Raw genomic sequence first — 18,880 nt, forward strand, 5'->3', positions numbered from 1 at the left:
GACGCCGTCCAGCCGCAAAGCTTAGACATGTTGAACCAGGCTGAACCGGGTAGTCCGGCGGGTAAAATTATCGACATTTCCGCCGCGGAGTACCAAACCATACAACAATTCCTCAGCCAGAGCTGCGGCATCGAGTTGGGTGACAGCAAACAATACCTGGTAAAAAGCCGATTATTGCCCTTGATGGGCAAATTTGAATTCACAAGTTTCGCTGAACTAGCCAACAGCCTGCAATCCGCGTCATTTTCCGCGCAAAAAATCAAAAGCGCCGTCATCGACGCGATGACCACCAATGAAACGTTCTGGTTTCGCGACGAACGGCAATTCGTCGAACTCAAAGACAAGGTCTTACCCGGCTTGTTAAACAGCAAAAACGGCAACGTAAGAGTTTGGTCCGCCGCCTGCTCATCCGGCCAAGAACCCTACTCGATAGGCATCTGCGCCCTGGAAGCCATCAGAGCCTCCAGCAAATCCCGCTCCGTGCAAATTATCGGCACGGACATCTCGGAAGCTATCCTCGAAGAAGCCAAGCGAGCGGTTTATTCGGAAGCCGCACTATCTCGCGGCCTGGATAGCGCGGCAAAAGCCCGGTATTTCCACAAAAATTACGACGGCTACTTACTTAGCCCGGAAGTCAGCCAACTCGTGCGTTTTCAACAATTCAACCTGCTCAAATCGTTCACTGCCTTGGGCCGTTTTGACCTGATCTTCTGTCGCAACGTCCTGATCTATTTCTCCGATCAAGTTAAACGCGACATCCTCTCCCGCATGGCTGACAGCCTGGAACCCGGCGGCTATCTGTTCCTCAGCAGTACCGAAGCGATGCCGACAGGCTTAAACAGCTTTGAATTGGTTCGTTCCGGCTTAACCAGCTACTTCAAAAAAATCGGTTAAGTCGCTCGTCAGTTTATTGACGACTTAACACAGCGGCAGCATTTTGCCGCCCCGCCCGAAGCACTGTTTTTTGACACTCTCGCCATCCCTAAAATCCGCTACACAAATGAAATAACAGCACATTTATTTTATGGCACATATACTGCTTTAAAGTTTAAAAAACCCAAAGGTGGCAATTATGGCTATTAATTTCGACAGTGCCTTAGGCATTCATCCGCAAGCATTAGCGTTGCGCGAAAAGCGCAGCGAAATTCTGGCATCAAACCTGGCCAACGCCGACACGCCCGATTACAAAGCCCGCGATCTGGACTTCAAGTCGGTGTTTCAACAAACCCTGGCCGGGGCAGGATCAGAGCTGAAACGCAGCCAGCAAGGCCATCTGTCTAGCCAGAATAATGTACTCGGCGCAGACCTGCTGTACCGCAATCCGCAACAAGCCTCGCTGGACGGCAATACCGTCGAATCGCACATCGAACAAGCCAAATACGCAGAAAACGCCGTGCAGTACGAAGCCAGCTTACGGTTTATCAACAACAAGTTTTCCGGCCTGATGTCGGCCATTAAAGGAGAATAACCATGTCTGCATTTCGCATCTTCGATGTCGCCGGCAGCGGTATGAACGCGCAAAACCTGAGACTCAATCTGGTCGCCAGCAATATTTCCAACGCCAACAGCGTCAGCAGCAGCATCGACCAGGTCTACAAATCCCGTCAACCGGTGTTTGCCGCCGAACTGAAAAATGCAATGGACAAGAACAGCACCGCCAGCGGCGTCAACGTGCTGGGCGTCGTCGAAAACCAAGCGCCGCCGGTGATGGAATATGCCCCCAATCATCCGTTGGCGGACGCGACCGGCTACATCTATAAATCCAACGTCAACACCGTGGAAGAAATGGCCAATATGATGTCCGCTTCCCGCTCCTACGAAAACAATGTAGAGGTGTTGAATACGGCTAAAAACCTGATTTTGCAAACCCTGAAAATGGGACAGTGAGGCATTTATGACCAGCGCAATAGACACCTTTAAAAGTCTCGGCTTGGCCACTACCAGCTCCGACACATCAAGCGGCGTAAAAAAACAAAGCTTGGGGCAAGACCAGTTTCTGAAACTGCTGACCACGCAAATGACGCATCAAGACCCGATGAAGCCCATGGACAACGGCGAATTTCTTGGCCAGATGGCGCAATTCAGCACCGTATCGGGTATTCAAGATCTACAGGCTTCGTTCAAAGAGTTTGCCAGCTCGCTCAGCTCAGACCAAGCCCTGCAAGCAGCCGGCTTGGTTGGCCGCCATGTTTCGGCACCCTCCAAGGAAGCTTTGCTGGGTGCCGGCGGCAGCGTCTCGGGCGATTTCGAAATGCCCAGCAGTTCGCCGAATGTCAGCGTGAAAATCATAGACCCGCAAACCGGCGCCATCATCAGAGAAATCGATATGGGCGCACAGTCGGCGGGCACTACCACCTTCGAATGGGACGGCAAAGACAGCAATAAACAATTTGCCGACCCCGGCGTCTACAAAATTCAAGCGGAAGCCAAAATTGACGGCGTCAATACGGTATTAGCCACCAATATTAAATCGCTAGTGAAAAGCGTGACGATGGGCAGCGGCAGCAACGGCCTGCAAGTCAATCTGGACGGCGTCGGCACCGTAAAATTCAGTCAAATTAAACAAATCTTGTGAAGGAGAAGGCATCATGGCTTTTACAACAGCATTAAGCGGCTTAAACGCCGCATCCAACAATCTGGCGGTGACCGGCAACAACATTGCCAACGCCAACACCGTAGGCTTTAAAAAGTCGCGGTCGGAATTTGCCGACGTTTACGCCTCCAGTCTGGGGGGAGTCAGCAACACCACGGCCGGCGCCGGCGTCAGAGTTGCCAACGTCGCCCAACAATTCAACCAAGGCAGCTTGTCGTTCACCGACAACAACCTGGATTTGGCGATCAGCGGCGAAGGCTTCTTTACCATGGCCAAAAGCCCAACAGAAACCAATGACATCACTTATACCCGGTCCGGCGAATTCAAACTGGACAAGGACGGCTATCTAGTTAACAACCAAGGCAAATCACTGATGGTTTATAAACCCAACGGCACTGCAGTCTCCGACGGCTTCAGCACCGGGGTGACGCAACCGGTGCAGATCAATACCCTCACCGGCTTACCCAGCGCCACCGACACTGTCTCTCTGGCGGTAAATCTCAACGCCAACGAAACAGTTCCCAGCGTAACTCCGTTCGACCCAACCAACAATAACTCCTACAACTCGCAAACCTCGGTGACTGTTTACGATTCGCTGGGTTCGCCGCATATTCTCTCCACCTATTATGTAAAAGGCGCCTCGACAGCCTCCACTACGAATTGGAGTGTGTATCATTTTATGGCCGAGCCAGCCACCCCAAACGCCCGAACCTCCATCAATGCCGGCACCTATGGCACGGCGGTCGCCGCCCCGGCCACGACCACCACTTTGCCGACGCCGGCCGTGATGACTTTTGATTCCTCCGGCAAATTACAATCCCCGGTGTCCGGACGCTTCGCCTTGAGTGATTACACCATACTGCCGGCGACCGGCGCGGCCCCTGTGAAGGTAGGCACCATGGACTTCTTCGGTTCCACCCAGGTTCAGGAAAAGTTCAGCGTGAATACGATGACGCAAAACGGCTTACCGGCCGGACGCTTGACGGGCATTGATATTGACGATGAAGGGGTGATATTTGCCCGCTTCAGTAACGGCGGCTCACAGACCATGGGTAAAGTGGCATTGACCCGCTTCGCCAATACCAACGGCTTGGCCAAAATCGGCGACACCGCTTGGGGACAAAGCGCCAACTCCGGGGAACCGATTCCCGGTGAGGCCGGCGCGAATAACTTCGGCTTGATTCAGGCCGGCGCGTTGGAAAGCTCGAATGTCGAGCTATCCGCGCAACTGGTCAACCTGATCGTAGCCCAACAGCATTACCAGGCCAATGCGCAAACCATCACCACTGAAAACAGCATTATGCAAACCATACTGCAGATTCGGTAATTAATGGGGAATAACCATGGACCGTAGCCTATACATTGCGATGAACGGCGCCAAGCAGACCTTGCTGGCGCAAGGCGCCAACGCCAATAATCTGGCCAACGCCCAAACCACCGGCTTCAAGGCCGATTTCGAGCAATTTCGCGCGATGCCGGCTTTCGGTCCCGGTTATCCATCAAGGGTCTATTCGATGACCGAACGCCCGGGCACCAACATGGCCAGCGGCAGTATCCACACCACCGGCCGCGACCTGGATGTCGCCATCAACGGCCAAGGCTGGATCGCGGTGCGTAATGCCGAGGGCCAGGAGGCCTATACCCGCGCCGGTGATCTGCGCCTCACCCCGGAAGGCTTACTGCAAAACGGCGCAGGACTCTCGGTGCTTGGCGAAGGCGGCGAAGCGATCACGGTTCCGCCCGCCCAAAAACTGGAAATCGGTACCGACGGCACCATCTCCATCGTCCCGCAAGGCGTCAATGCCACCAATAGCGTGATTGTTGAACGGATCAAGCTGGTGAATCCCGATCCGGCCAATCTGGAAAAACGCGAAGATGGCTTGATGCACGCCAAGCAAGCCGGCGCCATACCGGCCGACGCCACTGTCACGCTGATTCAAGGCTCTCTGGAATCCAGTAACGTCAATGCTTTGGCGGCGATGGTGGAAATGATAGAGCTGTCTCGAAACTTCGAATTGCAATCCAAGGTCATGAAAAACATCGATGACACATCAGGCGCCAGCGCCAAGCTGATGCAAGTGGCATAGTTTCTGCTTTACTCCTGATAAGACAAAAAATTGTCAGATTAGGAGATTGTCATGACAGAACGAGCATTATGGGTCGCAAAATCCGGTTTGGATGCCCAACAAACCCGCATGGCGGTTATTTCCAATAACCTGGCCAACGTCAACACCACCGGCTTCAAGAAAGCCAGACCGATTTTCGCCGACTTGATGTATCAAAACGTCCGTCAAGCCGGCGCACAGTCCACCCAGAACACCCAATTACCCACCGGCTTACAGCTAGGCACCGGGGTGCGCACGGTAGCGACCGAAAAACTGCACACCCAAGGCAATATTCTACAAACCGGCAACTCGCTGGATATAGCGGTCAGCGGACGCGGGTTTATGCAGATTTTAATGCCCAACGGCGACATCAACTACACCCGTGACGGCTCGTTCAAAATGGATTCCACCGGCCAAGTGGTCACCTCCAACGGCATGCCGCTGGAACCGGCCATCACCATTCCTCAAGACGCGCTGAGCGTCACCATCGGCCAGGACGGCACGGTATCGGTAACCCAACCCGGCGCGGCGGCAGCCAATCAGGTGGGACAGATTCAGATCGCCGACTTCATCAACACCGCCGGCTTGGAGCCGATTGGCGACAACCTGTTCCGGGAAACTGTCGCCAGCGGTGCGCCGATTATCGGAGCGCCCGGCGAAAACGAACTTGGCACCATGATTCAAGGTTCCTTGGAAACCTCAAACGTCAACGTCGTGGAAGAGCTGGTCAACATGATAGAAACCCAGCGTGCTTATGAGATGAACTCCAAAGCCATTTCCACCACCGACCAGATGTTGTCCTTTGTCACGCAACAACTTTAATTCAGGACAAAGCTCATGAATACATTCATCACACGGCAAGCAGGCGGCAAAATTTTGCTGGTAGCGGCAATCGCCTTGCTGGCAGGCTGCGATACCTTGCCAAAACGCGACCCCGACTTCGCCCCGGTACAACCCGCCGATTTGCGGCCGCCCCAACAAAGCAACGGCGCGATTTACCAGGCCGGCTACGACATGCGCTTATTCGAAGATCATGCCGCGCGCCGGGTCGGCGATATTTTGACGGTAACCTTCGACGAAAACACCAACGCCACCAAGCAAGCCAATTCCAAGGCCAGTAAAAACTCTGACATCAATATCAAAGGCTCCGCCCCAACTCTATTCGGCGTCGCCAGCGAGGCTTTGCTTGGACATGACCTGGCCTCATCGCTCGAATACAGTACCGACCGCAGCAGCGAAGGCAAAGGCGACTCCCGGCAAAGTAACCGGTTGACCGGCAGCATGAGCGTGACCGTGGTCGACGTGTTGCCCAACGGCAATCTGCGCGTGCGCGGCGAAAAACGTGTGACGCTGAACGACGGCAGCGAATATATCCGCCTGTCCGGCATCGTAAGGCCTATCGACATCAACGTCGCCAACACCCTGGCCTCCAGCAAAGTGGCCGACGCCACAATTATGTACACCGGCGACGGCGCCTTGGCCGACAGCAGCAAGCCCGGCTGGATCTCGCGAATTCTTTCCAGCCCCTTGTTTCCTTTCTAGCCGAGGCTGACGGAGAAATCTGATGAACAAAATACTCTTTTCATTCGCCTTACTGCTCTTGGCAAATACCGCGCAAGCGGAACGTATCAAAGACATCGCCGCCATCGCCGGCGTGCGCACCAACCAATTGGTGGGCTATGGCCTGGTGACGGGGCTGGATAAAACCGGCGACAAAACCAAATTTACCGGCCAAAGCCTGCGCAGCATGATGGGCAAACTGGGCCTGACCTTGCCGCCCGATACCGATCCCAAAGCCAAAAACGTCGCATTGGTCAGTATTCACGCCGACCTGCCCGCTTTCGCCAAACCCGGTCAAAAAATTGACGTCACGGTGTCCTCGATAGGCGATGCCAAAAGTTTGCGCGGCGGCTCGCTGTTGATGAGTCCTTTACGCGGTGCCGACGGCAATGTGTATGCGGTGGCACAAGGGAATTTAGTGGTAGGCGGCCTTAGTGCCGGCGGCCAGGACGGCTCAAAAATTACCGTCAACAATCCACTGGTCGGCCGGGTACCCAACGGCGCCACGGTGGAACGCATCGTGCCCAGTTCATTCGATCAAAGCGCGGACCTGGTGTTTAACTTGAATTCCGCGGATTTCACCACCGCGCAGCGCATGGCGGACTCGATCAACAAGGCTTTAGGCGCCGACACCGCGCAAGCCGTCGACGCCACTTCGGTCAGCGTCAGAGCGCCGGTTAATCCCAATCAACGGGTCGGTTTTGCCTCAGTTATCGAAAACCTGGAATTGGCTCCCGACGACGCACCGGCCAAAGTGATCGTCAACTCGCGCACCGGCACCGTGATTATCAACAGCAAGGTCAGAGTACAACCGGCCGCGGTGTCTCATGGCAGCCTGACGGTGACGATCAGCGAAAACCAACAAGTCAGCCAGCCCAACCCCTTATCCGGCGGCAGTACCGTAGTCACACCGCAATCCAATGTCTCGGTTAAAGAAGATAAAAACCACATGTTTGTCTTCAACCCCGGCGTATCGCTGGACGAGATCGTCCAAGCGGTAAATGGCGTCGGCGCCGGCCCCAGCGACTTGGTGGCGATTTTGGAAGCATTGAAATCCGCCGGCGCGCTCAGAGCCGAGTTGATTGTGATTTAAACAACGTTACACAGCCGCCAATTGCATGATTCTTTGGAGATTCCCATGTTAAACGTAGACAGCGCTTCGGTTTATACCGACTTCAACGGCCTGGCGAAACTTAAACAAGGCGCCCGCGAGCAATCGCCCGAGGCGATCAAGGAAGTCGCCAAACAATTCGAGTCGGTGTTTTTAGGCATGATCATGAAAAACATGCGTCAGGCTAAATTGTCCGAAGGCATTTTGGATAGCCAACAAACCCAGTTTTATCAAGACATGTACGACCAGCAAATGTCCGTGCACCTGGCCGGCAAACCCGGCATCGGTTTTGCGGATTTGATTGCCCAACAACTGTCGCCCAAACAAAACAAAGACGAAGAACAAGACAAACAACTGTCCACTGGCGATTTCTTGAATCGCGCGGCCGGCACCGGCGCCAGCAATAAGCCCGACCATCATCAGTCGTTGCGAGCCGGCGAGGAAAGCGAAGAATCCCTGCCGCTGGATGCCTCCGGCTTAAGCAGCCTGGAACGCAGTTTGGCCCGTTTGGAACGTAGTCAAAATGCGCTAGCCGACCAATGGCAAACCCTGGACGACAAAGTCAGCAGCGAAAATGATCGGCCGCTAACCTCCAGAGACGAGTTCGTTAACCAATTGCGTCCGCATGCCGAACAAGCCGCGCGCAGCCTGGGAGTAGATCCCAATGTCTTGCTGGCTCAAGCGGCATTAGAAACCGGCTGGGGCCAAGGCATGGTGAAAAATCCCCAGGGCGATAACAGCTTTAACTTGTTCAATATCAAGGCCGACAGGTCCTGGCAAGGCAAACAAGCCAAAACCATGACGCTGGAATATGCCGGGGGTGTCGCCAAAAAAGAAATGGCCGGCTTCCGGGCTTACGATTCCTATAAAGAGAGCTTCGACGATTACGTGAACTTTATCAAAACCAATCCGCGTTACAGCGAAGCTTTGAAAAAAGCCGGCAACGCCGGACACTATTTACACGAGCTGCAACAAGCCGGTTATGCCACCGATCCGCGGTATGCCGAAAAAGTCATGACGATCTACCACAGCCAAACCGCGGCCCAGGTAGCAGCTCTAAAAAGCGCGGGATAGGAGGCGACCATGGCCATTGGCATTCTCGGAAACGCATTGTCGGGGCTGACGGCGTTCCAGCGCTCGCTGGAAACCACCAGCAACAACATCAGCAACGCCAACACCGAAGGCTACAGCCGGCAGCGCGTCGAACTGGCCACCCGCCCCGAGCAATTCACCGGCAACGGCTATATGGGCAACGGCGTCGAGGTTGCTAATATCACCCGCAGCTACGACCAGTTCATCAGCAATCAGGTCCGCTCCAGCACCGCGACGTTTCACGATATAGACAGTTTTTACACCTTGTCCTCGCAAATCGACAATATCACCGCCGACGAAACCACTGGTCTGGCACCGGCCATGAAAAGCTTTTTCGATGCGATCGACAGCGTTGCCAACGATCCCAGCTCGGTGGCCGCCCGCCAGGTGATGTTGACCGAAGCCGAATCGCTGACCCAGCAATTCAACACCATGAGCGCCCGCTTCGGCGATTTGCGTAAGCGCGTCAACGATAACATCACCAGCTCGGTGCAAGAGCTAAACGGCTTTGCCAAAACCCTGGCCGAATTGAATGTGAAAATCGTGTCGGACATCGGCCGCTCGTCCGGCAAGCAAATGCCCAACGAGTTGATGGATCAGCGCGATCTATTGCTGACTAAAATTGCCGAAAAAGCCGATGTTTCCTATGTCGCCCAAGCCGACGGCTCTTACAACGTGTTTATCGGCAAGGGCCAACCACTGGTGTTGGGCAGTGCGGCTTCGACGCTGTCCGTGGTCGGCGACAGTAACGACGTCAATCAAAAGCTGATCATGCTGAATGGCCAGGATATTTCAAAACAGTTATCCGGCGGCGAAATCTCCGGCAATTTGCGCTTTAGAGATCAAGTACTGGACCCTGCGCAACAACAGCTGGGTTTGCTGGCAACCGGTTTGGCTACGGAATTTAACAATATTCATAAAGCCGGCTACGACATCAACGGCAACACCAATGTGGCGTTTTTTGATTTGAATTCGCCTACTCCACAAGTGAAAGCCACCGTCAGCGACAGCACCTTGGTGGTTTCTAGCGCATTTGTTGCCCCAACATCAGCATCCGGCTTGGGCGCCGCTTACCGGCTTGATGTGACCGCAACGGTGCCGGCGGCCACTTTCAGCCTGACCAATTTAAGCGACAATACCACTACCACAGGCTTAAGCGCCGCTACTCTGGCGACCACCGCCGCCACTAACGGTTTTAGTATTAGTTTTAGCGGCGGCTCGTTGACCAGCGGCGATTCCTTCCAGATCAGCCCCAACTTTAATGCCGCCGCCAAAATCAAAGTGAACGCGGCCATCACCAATCCCAGACAAATTGCTGCCGCCAGCGCCACCGGCCTGCCCGGCGACAACAGCAATGCGCTGAAATTGGCTAACCTGGAAACCCAAGCAAAAATGTTCGGCGGTAAAGCCAGCTTTACCCAAGTGTATGGGCAAATGATCTCGGATGTGGGTTCGCAAACGCATGCCGCCTCGGTGGGTCGCACCGCGCAGGAAACCCTGCTAAAGCAAGCCACCAGCGCCAAGGAAAACGTATCCGGCGTCAACTTGGATGAAGAAGCGGCCAATCTCATCAATTTTCAAAATTCGTATCAGGCAGCAGCCAAAGCCGTGTCGGTGGCTAACTCACTGTTCGACACGCTGATCGGGGCATTTCGCTAGGAGATTATTATGCGCATTTCAACTTCATGGAATCATCAGCTCGGCCTTAACGCGATGTTGGATCAACAATCCAAACTCAGCGAGACTCAGCTAAAACTATCGTCCGGCAAGAAATACCTCAGCCCCGCGGAAAATGCGGTCGCCGCCACCAGTATGATCGACCTGAATCACAACATTAAGGAAAATGAGCAATACCAAGTCAACATCGGCGCGGCGCGGCAAAGGCTCGACCTGGAAGAATCCGGCCTGGATAATGCCGGCAGCGTGTTGCATAGAATCAGGGAATTGACCGTACAAGGTTTGAACGACAGTAACACCGCCACCAACCGCAAACAAATCGCGATGGAAATCGATGAGTTGAACAAGCAATTACTAAGCATCGCCAACACCAAAAATGCCAACGGCGAGTATATTTATTCCGGATACAAAACCGATCAGGCCGCATTTACCGACACCCCGGCTTACGCCTATCAGGGTGACGCCAACCAACGTAGTATCGCGATAGGCCCCACCCGGCAAGTGACCGACGGCGACCCCGGCGAGTCGGTGTTCGGCAGTATTCAAGTCGCGCCGCTGACAGCAGGCAGCATCAGCAACGTGTTTCAAGCAGTCGCGCAAATATCCGCCGATTTAAAAGCCAACACGCCCAATAAGAACTCGCTGAACGACATCGATACCGCTCTGGTGCGCTTCGATACGATACGCGCCTCGGCCGGCGCCCGTTTAAACGCCTTGGACGATCAGGAAAATTTAAACGCCGACTACATTCTGGACAACAAATCCACCGCCTCGGACATCGGCGACCTGGATTACGCCGAAGCTTTGAGCAAATTCAATCTGCAACAAATATCACTGCAAGCCGCGCAGCAAGCCTTTACCAAGGTACAAAATCTGTCGTTGTTTAATTACATTTCGTAATTTTTCTAGCACCGGGATTATCCATCCCGGTGGGCACCTGTATGGTCTGCATTGCCTTCCGATGTTAAGATTCTTGGGGCTGAGCAAAATCAAGCAGCAAGACGATTTAGGTCAATTAAGTTGATTTAGTGACGGAAGGCATGAAATGGCAAAAACCATGAGTTGGCACCGCATCACCCTCTCCCGCCAGGAATACGAATCCGGTGAAATCTACGTGCTGTTAGGCGCTTTCCGAGCCGCCTACGTGGCGCGAAACGGCCCCGAGGGCATGGCGATGTTCGGCGGCTGGTCCGACGACGAAACGGCCTTCCTGGTTTACACCACGCCCAGATCGGTACGCCACATCACCCCAATCCTGGACGCCTACTCGGCCAAACAAAGCAAAATACCCGATCCGTCCGGCCTGTCGTTGATATACGGCGACGAGTCCGGCTTCTCTTCCTTCGAGATGGGTTTTGAAGCCTGATGTAGCTTCGGATATTTGTGAATTGTCTTTAAACCTATCGCAAACCCGATTTTCCGGTAGGTGTTCTGGAGTGGGTTGATGGGCAAATTTCGGCCAAAAGCCGCCTAACAAAACAATAAAACCAATGACAAATGTCCAGCCAAAAGCAGACGTGGCATGATGAGTTTACGAACTGCATCAATCGCGAACGATGCGATTCACGTTGTTCAGTTCAGTATCCTACAACCCTGTCTATCGCTATCATCAAACGAATAGCAGGTAAGCATAGAAAAGCTGCCACTAACGGCAACTATAGCTCAACCATAAAAGCGGGAGAATTTTGTCTCAGCAAGATTTGTGGCAGTTTTATGAGTCAAGTTGATATACTAGTTAGCACATTTAGTACTACTCATAGTATAAATTAATGTAATTCTATTTTTGATTGCGCACCTCTACGAGCTGAACCTATCAAATGAGATCTTGCATGCCTATTTAACTCCTCCAATAGCCTATCTGTATAATCTTTCTCACAAAAAACTAAAAGAGGTCCGTTTGTTTCACCAGAATATAAAATTTCCTCCATTAAACTGCTAAGCTTTAGGCGTGTAACAACGTTACATGAAAAGTCACGGATATTGCATTTTTTAGATGTTAAAAAGCTATCTAAATATCTAGTATCTATGGGCAAAGAGATAGTTTCAATCATAGCAGTATTAATTTTACACTCTAAACTATATTTTTTAGCTAATGTTGATAAGTGGCCAATAAATCCAAAACCTGAAACATCCGTTATTAAAGGGCATTTAGTTGTAAGCAACGGAATTAAGTTAAATGGATCAGTTGTCAAGTAGCTCGTGGCCAACTCTTGTAAAGTAGTATCATTATTTATCAGTGAGTGAACCAAGTAATACGAACCACCAAGTGGCTTGGTTAATATAATATCTAGATCATCGCTTATATCTCTAACTCCACCATAATTTGACTCCCCAATGAATGTAAAAGTAAGGCTAGTCTTATCAGATAGATATGTGTGTTGATTTACAAGTTTTACACCTAAAGACAATGAAAGACTTGTAATCTCACTAAATATTGTTACCTGCTCTTCCTGAGTAATATCATTTCCTAATCCAGTGCTCAGTAAGCAGTCCGTTGGTGTAATCTTGGCGGCTATTAGGTCATTAGCACAATGGTAAAAAGCTGCTTTAGCATAGGTTTTAGCACATGGAGAGCAAGGAAAAACGGTATCAATAGTTGCGCTTATTTTATTATTAGCCTGTAAGGGCTGAGAGTCATCAGCAAAATCAGAGATACATCTAGAACCAGTAAGATTCAACAATTGATGTGCAGGAAGTTTAGCATTGCAGCCGAATCTAAAATAATCGCAATCAACCATGGAAAACCGCTCAATTATTGAACTATTGTTTGTTTATCATTGATATAAGCCTGTCCCGTATTTTCCACTCTTCTATTAACTCCGCAGCTATTTCAGGCATATAAGTTTTCCATATAGGATCATCATTTATAATATACTCCCTTATGGTTGATCCATCAAATGGTGATTTAACGCATTGTTCTAAAACGTGTGGCTTATATCCGTATTTTTCTAAACGGCGAATCTTTTCTTCATTCCATTGATAGAGTCTCGTTGTTGCACATACAATAGTTTTTGGAAGTATATATTCCAATTTTTCCGGCTCATCAATAGGGAATGGTATAAATTCCACATTATTGCTATTTACTCCTATTTCAGATAACGAACTTCTTATCAAAATCATTCTTTCTGTATAAGTAAGGGGATTGGCAAAGTCTGTCGCTCTATGTTCGACTCCTGCAATAGGATTTTTGACAGGCGTAGGGGCTGCAAGCCCTATTATCAATTTTGGCCAAATTTTTACGGCTTCTAAAAAATAATTTACATGGCCATAATGAAAGGGCTGAAAGCGGCCATGAATACAGCCTAACTTAGATATTTCTCGAAATCCCATACATCTCTCTTTGCTTGCTTCCATAATTGGTTAAAATATTCCTCCGTAGCACCGTAGAATTCTCGGTCAGGGGGAATATCCAACGGTTTTCTTACAATTAGTGTGGTGTGACTTTTATTTTCAAACTCGTTTTCTTGAGTGTTTACGACTGATTCACTATAATAACCAAACCAGCATTCATTATTATTTATCAAGAGAATTCTAAATAGTGGCTTTGATCTATAAAAGCGAACCTCAATTGGAGTCTGATATTCTTCTTTCAATTGCTTTATTTTTCTTAGTGAACGTATTAACAACTCCTTAAAATGGCTTTTTCCTAGACCCCTTCTTGTTGCACCTTCATGCACCCAGTCTACATCGGGAGCAACCAGTAAAAATCTTGCTGGATTATTATTGTTAGAGCAACGATTCATTGCTGATTTAAATACTTCAAAATCTCTAGTTAATTTTTCAGCACCTACTCCAAGCAACGAAAATCCATGAATAGTACCTTTTAGTAAGTTCGAATAGTCTTCTATGGTTGGGTCTATAACAGCGTCATGAACACCTGCGGCGTGTAAGCGAGCTAATAACTCAGCTGACCCTCTTAGATTTTTTTCAACCCGAAAAATATAACTAGACAACATAAAGAAAGGTATAAGTGAGCTAACAGCAATAAAAAGCACATGTATGCCAGTTATATTTGTAGAATATGCTGAAATAATTAGCAAAACAATAAATGGCACAGCAGTAACAGCAATATACAGCAGTGATCCAAAGTCATTTCTACCCGCTTTAATTCTTGATTTCCTAACCCAAGTTAGGATTGTCGCCCCAATCACCTGAATGATAAGGACAACCGATGAAGCAATCATTCCTTGCCATATTGGATCGCTCCAGGAATCAGGGGCAAAGGGAAATTTCATATATCGTTACCTAGTTTATTTTTATTATTATTTAAGTAATTAATTACCATCCGAGACCATGTTGTATAATTATCAATAGTACTATTAATATCAACCATACTCTCAAATCTTGCCTGAGTTAATAAACCTGGCTCCATTATTGTGAATGATCCGTCGCAAGGCACTATATACATTAGCCCTAAATGTTGTTTTCCCAAAGCGTCTGAAGGCTCCCAAATATAACCCACAAAACTAATTGGAAAATCGGGGTTTAGCTTTACCTTCACTTCTTCAGCTAGCTCTCTATTTATATATGGTGTTATTAACGATGGTTCAAACATATCGAAATTATATAGCTTGTCAGCATCAGACTCCATAATATGCCCACTGAAACCAACTGATTTTATATTTACAAGTCTTTTTTCAGGTTGCCGTTTGCTTCTCTTGTGAGTCAGTAACTTATTGTTATTTAGAACCACAAAATAGGAAACTAATTGAACAACATCAGTGTTTTCCTCGGCAATTCCCCTTTTCATGGGGAATGCATTAGAAATTTCTGCCCATAGCTCATTGCAAGACGGAATTACCCCGACTCCGTGGATTAAAAGTTCTAATTTTGCTCTTGAACATACAAGAACTGACTCTTCAGCATATTTTTTAGGCAAGTCAGCTTCTTTCAAAACAATACCCTGATGTTTTTATAAAATTGGTCTGTCAATCTAACAATCAAACTATTAGTACGTCAATCTCATTCTGAAAGCTTTGTAGCTCTAAACGGGATAACACGCATTCTTGACGTGATAGCCAAGTCTGGATAACTTCAACATGTTGCACGCTATTCGCGACAAGTGCTTGATTGTCACCTATTCCTGAACTTGCTGCCATTCGGAATATTTATCGACAGTCTGCTTAGGGTCGGTTTTACCCGGTCAATCCTTACTGAGAAAGCTCCGCCAATTTACACCTGCTATAGCGCTAACATTTCAAGTCGGATTGCGGTAGTTGATTAAGCGCAACTGCTGCCATTCAAACATCTGCGGTTCAACAGGGTCTTGTTTGTTACAAACGCAACAGATACTCACAGGATTTTCTACTTATTAATCAATAACTTATAAATTGGCGCGAAATATGAATTAAGCAAGCCGTGCACAAATCAATGCTATGTCCGGTTGTTCATCATTATCACGGCGCTTATGTCTGAGATCATCCCGTTTCCCGTTCCCAACCAACAACAAAAATCGGATCTTGATGCGGTTATCGATGCAGCGCTAAAGGCTATCCCGAGGCAAGACAGGGAAAAACTCAGGTTTGAGTTGATCAAAACGATAGACAGCTACGATGCCTTTTTTTCTGAATGGTCTTTGAGTCTGCCCGAGGATAGTAACGAAACTCTCAGAAAACAAATTTACGATATTGCACACCAGGAACATGACCGAAAAATACAAATGTTAAAAGACATTATGCGACTGAAGATTAAAGAGCTGGTTGCGGAATACCGACAACGAAAGTAGCGCGGTTTGTACCGAGCTCGTAAAAACCCACGGCTGGTGTGCCCTTCGACAGGCTCTGGTCGAACGGTATTTAAGCGCCGGATTTAAGTAAGGCACGGATTAACAACACCCAAGACCATCAGTTTTAAAACCTAGCCTTAGTCGTCCTTTGGCCCAAATATTCATTACGGAGTGTCATATGAATCAACTTGCCGATGTAAACAGTGTCGCGGAGCTTGAAGTCGATGCGAATAAGCTGATCGTGGCTTTTGCCAGTTCCGATGGGGAAATGATCAATCAGCATTTCGGTTCATCCTTGGGATTTCATGTCTACGCTATAGACGGCAGTTCCGCGACGCCTTTGGCGGCTAAGTCGTTTGGTAAGGAACAGCGTGACGGGAATGAAGAGAAATTAAAGCCTAAGCTGGCCTGGTTAACCGGCTGCGATATGGTTTATTGCGGCTCGGTTGGTGGCACAGCCACCAATGAATTAATCAAATTGGGCGCTCATCCGGTCATTGTTAAAGGCGGTTCCGACATTGAAGAAATCATTGCCGAGTTACAGCAAGACCTTACCGGTGCCATGTCACCGTTGCTGGAACGTATTTTTAAACAAAAATCCGGTAAAGATCAGAGCCGTTTTGCAGAGATGGCTGACGAAGAATGGGCTGAATAATCTGCCGGGCAATTTTGCCTTAATACCCTCCAACTCTACTACCCCTGTCCTTACATTTCCGGGTAGCGTCATCCCCGCAGCAGCGATGGTATGTGAAGGCCGGGCGAAAATAATCGCACGCTTGGGCCGGCGACCGACATTTGCGCCACCATCGCCAACGCTAAACCACCTTTTTCTAAACTCAGGGCATCCGGCCTGCGCCTCACGGTATTTGCCGCCGCCAGCCTTATGGCCGCTGGGCAATGCCGTTTGTGAAGGATTTAGGGCCAATTTTTAGGATACCGTTTCAACTATACTATGGAGTGATTTATTGCTTCTCGCACAAGGATGAAATTTAAAAATTTTTTATCGTTAAAGTCCCTGATCATTCTGGGCTTTGTCATTGCGGTGATTCCGCTGTTTCTGGCCGTGATGTACGCTGCTTTTGGCATGCGCGAGACCTCGGCGCTGGGCCGCACCGTCAACACGCATGTTTTCGAACAAACCAAAACCATCCGCCTGGTTTTACAAAAAGCCTCCGATATAGAGCGCAAGGCCAAACTGTTTGTGTTGCTGTCCGACCCGACGCTGCGCCAACCCTACGAACGGCAATCCTACGAAACCGTGCGGGCCTCGTTTAAACAGGCTTTGGGTGATTTACTAAAACTGCACGTCGATAACAAAATCGCACTGCTGGTCAATGAATTATCCGAAAAAGAAAACCTGATTTACCAGCAAATCATCGGCTCGGATGACGAGAATAATCTGGAATTACCGATAGACGAGGCTTTCCAGGGCTTGCGCGAATCTGCCGCCACCCTGTCGCGCGAGTTTGAAAACCACGTCGATCACGAATTCAACGAACTGCACCAATTGTCGGAATCGCTGGAGCATGGCCTGTTGGTCAAAGGCGCAGTATTACTGGCGATTTCGTTCGGTGTGATTGCCGTTCTGTTGATCGTATTATCGCGTTCGATGCGGCAACTTGATCTATCAATACGCCGTTTGGGCGCGGGCGAGCTGGCCGAACCGATTCTGGTGAACGGCCCGTCGGATTTACGTTACCTGGGCAACCGTTTGGAGTGGCTGCGCACTCGCTTACTGGAACTGGAAGTGTCCAAGCAACAATTTATGCAAAACGTCGCCCGCGAGATAGAACTGCCCTTGGCAAGCCTGCGTCAGGATGCCGAATTGCTGGCCGGCGAAACCGACTACGACCCCAACAGCAAGCGGCAAGCCACTGTTTTGCATTTATGCGCCAATATCGAAAAGTTAAGCGCCGTATCCGAGGAATTACTGCGCTACAGTCGGATCAATTCCCTGCCCGACATCAATCGCAAGGAAAGCGTAAACGTCAAAGATTTGCTGGAAACCGTCGTTGACGATTTTCAACCGGTTTTAAGCAGTAAAGCCATCGCTATCCGCATGCTGGCGCGGCCGGTGGAAATTGCCGGCATTCCCGAACAATTGCGGGCAATCATCGAACAATTGCTGACCAATGCCGTGAAATTTTCGCCGGAAGGTGGCGAAATTCGCGTCATATTACGCGACGCCGGCACGTTAATGGAGCTAGAAGTGGAAGACGAAGGCCCCGGTATCGCCATCGACGAACGCGATCATATCTTCGAGCCGTTTTATCGCGGCAAGACCGGCGATACCGGCGACGGCCCCGGCCTGGGCTTGGCCATCGTCAAGGAATACGTCGCCAATCATCAAGGCAAAGTGGAAGTCATCGATGCCCGTCAAGACCAACAAGGAGCCCGCATCAGGGTTCAAATTCCGTTAACCGGGGAGAATTAAGCAACATGCAGGCACTATTCATGCGCGTATTGGCACTGATCGCATCATTGTTGGCCATCAGCGGCTGCGCCGAGATGGATTCCAGCGTCAAGGAACATTTTCCAACCGTTTACAGCGCGCCGGTGGTGCATTCGGACATAGACGAGTTGCTGGATTTTGGCAACAATCTGGCCAACATGACCACGGCGAGCCGCACCGAGACATGCCGGTCTTTAATGAAACGCCAAAAAGACGAACCCGAGATTGGCGTGTTATTGCATTTGATGGTAGGCCGCCTATTGTCAGATGCCTGTGGTGACATTCCCAAAATTCTCGATGAAATTGCCGGCATTCCGCCCGCAGGCCTGAGCGACGAACGGATGCGCCATCTGGTTGCCATTCACACCGAAGCATTAAAACGCATCAACAGCGCATCAAGAAAACTCGGCTCATTGGAACGCAAACACAAAACCGTGCAAAACGTGCTGGAAACGAAAGACGCCGCCGGTTCCAAGAAAGAAGAATCAAGACTGCTACGCGAGAAACTGGAAGCCATCCGGTCGATGGAAAAGCAACTGGACGAGACTAGCGAAGGCAAATAAGG

At 49.9% G+C, this 18,880-nt stretch carries 21 protein-coding genes; 17 read left to right on the top strand and 4 right to left on the bottom strand.

Annotation, left to right across the window (positions count from 1 at the left end; translation table 11 throughout):
- Positions 1-27 precede the first annotated feature (27 nt).
- The 13 genes from JL719_RS19805 (at position 28) to JL719_RS19865 (ending at position 11,504) form a co-directional block, all read left to right on the top strand.
- A complete protein-coding gene (locus JL719_RS19805) occupies positions 28-894 on the top strand; it encodes a CheR family methyltransferase (protein WP_051670501.1) in 867 nt (288 codons plus the stop codon).
- A gap of 178 nt (positions 895-1,072) precedes the next feature.
- Complete coding sequence (flgB, locus tag JL719_RS19810) at positions 1,073-1,468, top strand: flagellar basal body rod protein FlgB (protein WP_033159267.1); 396 nt, start codon at positions 1,073-1,075, stop codon at positions 1,466-1,468.
- A gap of 2 nt (positions 1,469-1,470) precedes the next feature.
- Complete coding sequence (gene flgC / locus JL719_RS19815) at positions 1,471-1,887, top strand: flagellar basal body rod protein FlgC (protein ID WP_033159266.1); 417 nt, start codon at positions 1,471-1,473, stop codon at positions 1,885-1,887.
- 7 nt (positions 1,888-1,894) lie between these two features.
- Positions 1,895-2,575 (top strand): flagellar hook assembly protein FlgD, encoded by a 681-nt coding sequence (locus JL719_RS19820; RefSeq protein ID WP_033159265.1) that lies wholly within the window; start codon positions 1,895-1,897, stop codon positions 2,573-2,575.
- Between the two features lie 13 nt (positions 2,576-2,588).
- Positions 2,589-3,920, top strand: a complete 1,332-nt coding sequence (flgE, locus tag JL719_RS19825; RefSeq protein WP_033159264.1) for a flagellar hook protein FlgE — start codon at positions 2,589-2,591, stop codon at positions 3,918-3,920.
- 16 nt (positions 3,921-3,936) lie between these two features.
- Positions 3,937-4,680, top strand: a complete 744-nt coding sequence (gene flgF, locus JL719_RS19830) for a flagellar basal-body rod protein FlgF (RefSeq protein ID WP_033159263.1) — start codon at positions 3,937-3,939, stop codon at positions 4,678-4,680.
- 51 nt (positions 4,681-4,731) lie between these two features.
- Entirely contained in the window at positions 4,732-5,520 is a 789-nt protein-coding gene (flgG, locus tag JL719_RS19835; protein ID WP_033159262.1) for a flagellar basal-body rod protein FlgG, read from the top strand.
- Between the two features lie 15 nt (positions 5,521-5,535).
- Positions 5,536-6,240, top strand: a complete 705-nt coding sequence (flgH, locus tag JL719_RS19840; protein ID WP_051670499.1) for a flagellar basal body L-ring protein FlgH — start codon at positions 5,536-5,538, stop codon at positions 6,238-6,240.
- Between the two features lie 22 nt (positions 6,241-6,262).
- Positions 6,263-7,351, top strand: coding sequence for a flagellar basal body P-ring protein FlgI (locus JL719_RS19845; protein WP_033159261.1), 1,089 nt, complete (start codon positions 6,263-6,265; stop codon positions 7,349-7,351).
- Between the two features lie 45 nt (positions 7,352-7,396).
- On the top strand, positions 7,397-8,443 hold the full coding sequence (flgJ, locus tag JL719_RS19850; protein ID WP_033159260.1) for a flagellar assembly peptidoglycan hydrolase FlgJ: 1,047 nt from the start codon (positions 7,397-7,399) through the stop codon (positions 8,441-8,443).
- A gap of 9 nt (positions 8,444-8,452) precedes the next feature.
- Positions 8,453-10,120 (top strand): flagellar hook-associated protein FlgK, encoded by a 1,668-nt coding sequence (gene flgK, locus JL719_RS19855; protein WP_033159259.1) that lies wholly within the window; start codon positions 8,453-8,455, stop codon positions 10,118-10,120.
- 9 nt (positions 10,121-10,129) lie between these two features.
- Entirely contained in the window at positions 10,130-11,038 is a 909-nt protein-coding gene (flgL, locus tag JL719_RS19860; protein ID WP_051670497.1) for a flagellar hook-associated protein FlgL, read from the top strand.
- A 157-nt stretch (positions 11,039-11,195) separates the two neighbouring features.
- Positions 11,196-11,504, top strand: coding sequence for a hypothetical protein (locus JL719_RS19865; protein ID WP_033159257.1), 309 nt, complete (start codon positions 11,196-11,198; stop codon positions 11,502-11,504).
- A 400-nt stretch (positions 11,505-11,904) separates the two neighbouring features.
- Here JL719_RS19865 and JL719_RS19870 read toward each other — a convergent pair whose 3' ends face one another.
- The 4 genes from JL719_RS19870 to JL719_RS19885 are packed head-to-tail and all read right to left on the bottom strand — an operon-like array spanning position 11,905 to position 15,032.
- Positions 11,905-12,876, bottom strand: a complete 972-nt coding sequence (locus JL719_RS19870; RefSeq protein WP_084153539.1) for an AIR synthase-related protein — start codon at positions 12,874-12,876, stop codon at positions 11,905-11,907.
- Between the two features lie 22 nt (positions 12,877-12,898).
- Positions 12,899-13,468: an adenylyltransferase/cytidyltransferase family protein gene (locus tag JL719_RS19875; RefSeq protein ID WP_033159256.1), complete on the bottom strand. Its 570-nt coding sequence runs from the start codon at positions 13,466-13,468 to the stop codon at positions 12,899-12,901.
- Entirely contained in the window at positions 13,441-14,373 is a 933-nt protein-coding gene (locus JL719_RS19880) for a hypothetical protein (RefSeq protein WP_033159255.1), read from the bottom strand. Before JL719_RS19880 ends, JL719_RS19875 begins: the two co-directional genes overlap by 28 nt.
- Positions 14,370-15,032: a hypothetical protein gene (locus tag JL719_RS19885; protein WP_129871439.1), complete on the bottom strand. Its 663-nt coding sequence runs from the start codon at positions 15,030-15,032 to the stop codon at positions 14,370-14,372. The genes JL719_RS19880 and JL719_RS19885 overlap by 4 nt, the downstream gene beginning before the upstream one ends.
- A 513-nt stretch (positions 15,033-15,545) precedes the next feature.
- Here JL719_RS19885 and JL719_RS19890 point away from each other — a divergent pair.
- The 4 genes from JL719_RS19890 to JL719_RS19905 all read left to right on the top strand — a co-directional run bounded on the left by JL719_RS19890 (position 15,546) and on the right by JL719_RS19905 (position 18,878).
- A complete protein-coding gene (locus tag JL719_RS19890; RefSeq protein WP_033159253.1) occupies positions 15,546-15,863 on the top strand; it encodes a hypothetical protein in 318 nt (105 codons plus the stop codon).
- A 178-nt stretch (positions 15,864-16,041) separates the two neighbouring features.
- Positions 16,042-16,518 (top strand): NifB/NifX family molybdenum-iron cluster-binding protein, encoded by a 477-nt coding sequence (locus JL719_RS19895; RefSeq protein WP_033159252.1) that lies wholly within the window; start codon positions 16,042-16,044, stop codon positions 16,516-16,518.
- 327 nt (positions 16,519-16,845) lie between these two features.
- Complete coding sequence (locus JL719_RS19900; RefSeq protein ID WP_033159251.1) at positions 16,846-18,297, top strand: sensor histidine kinase; 1,452 nt, start codon at positions 16,846-16,848, stop codon at positions 18,295-18,297.
- 5 nt (positions 18,298-18,302) lie between these two features.
- A complete protein-coding gene (locus JL719_RS19905) occupies positions 18,303-18,878 on the top strand; it encodes a hypothetical protein (RefSeq protein ID WP_033159250.1) in 576 nt (191 codons plus the stop codon).
- Positions 18,879-18,880 lie beyond the last annotated feature (2 nt).

This window comes from Methylomonas sp. LW13 (assembly GCF_016865255.1).
GTDB lineage: Bacteria > Pseudomonadota > Gammaproteobacteria > Methylococcales > Methylomonadaceae > Methylomonas.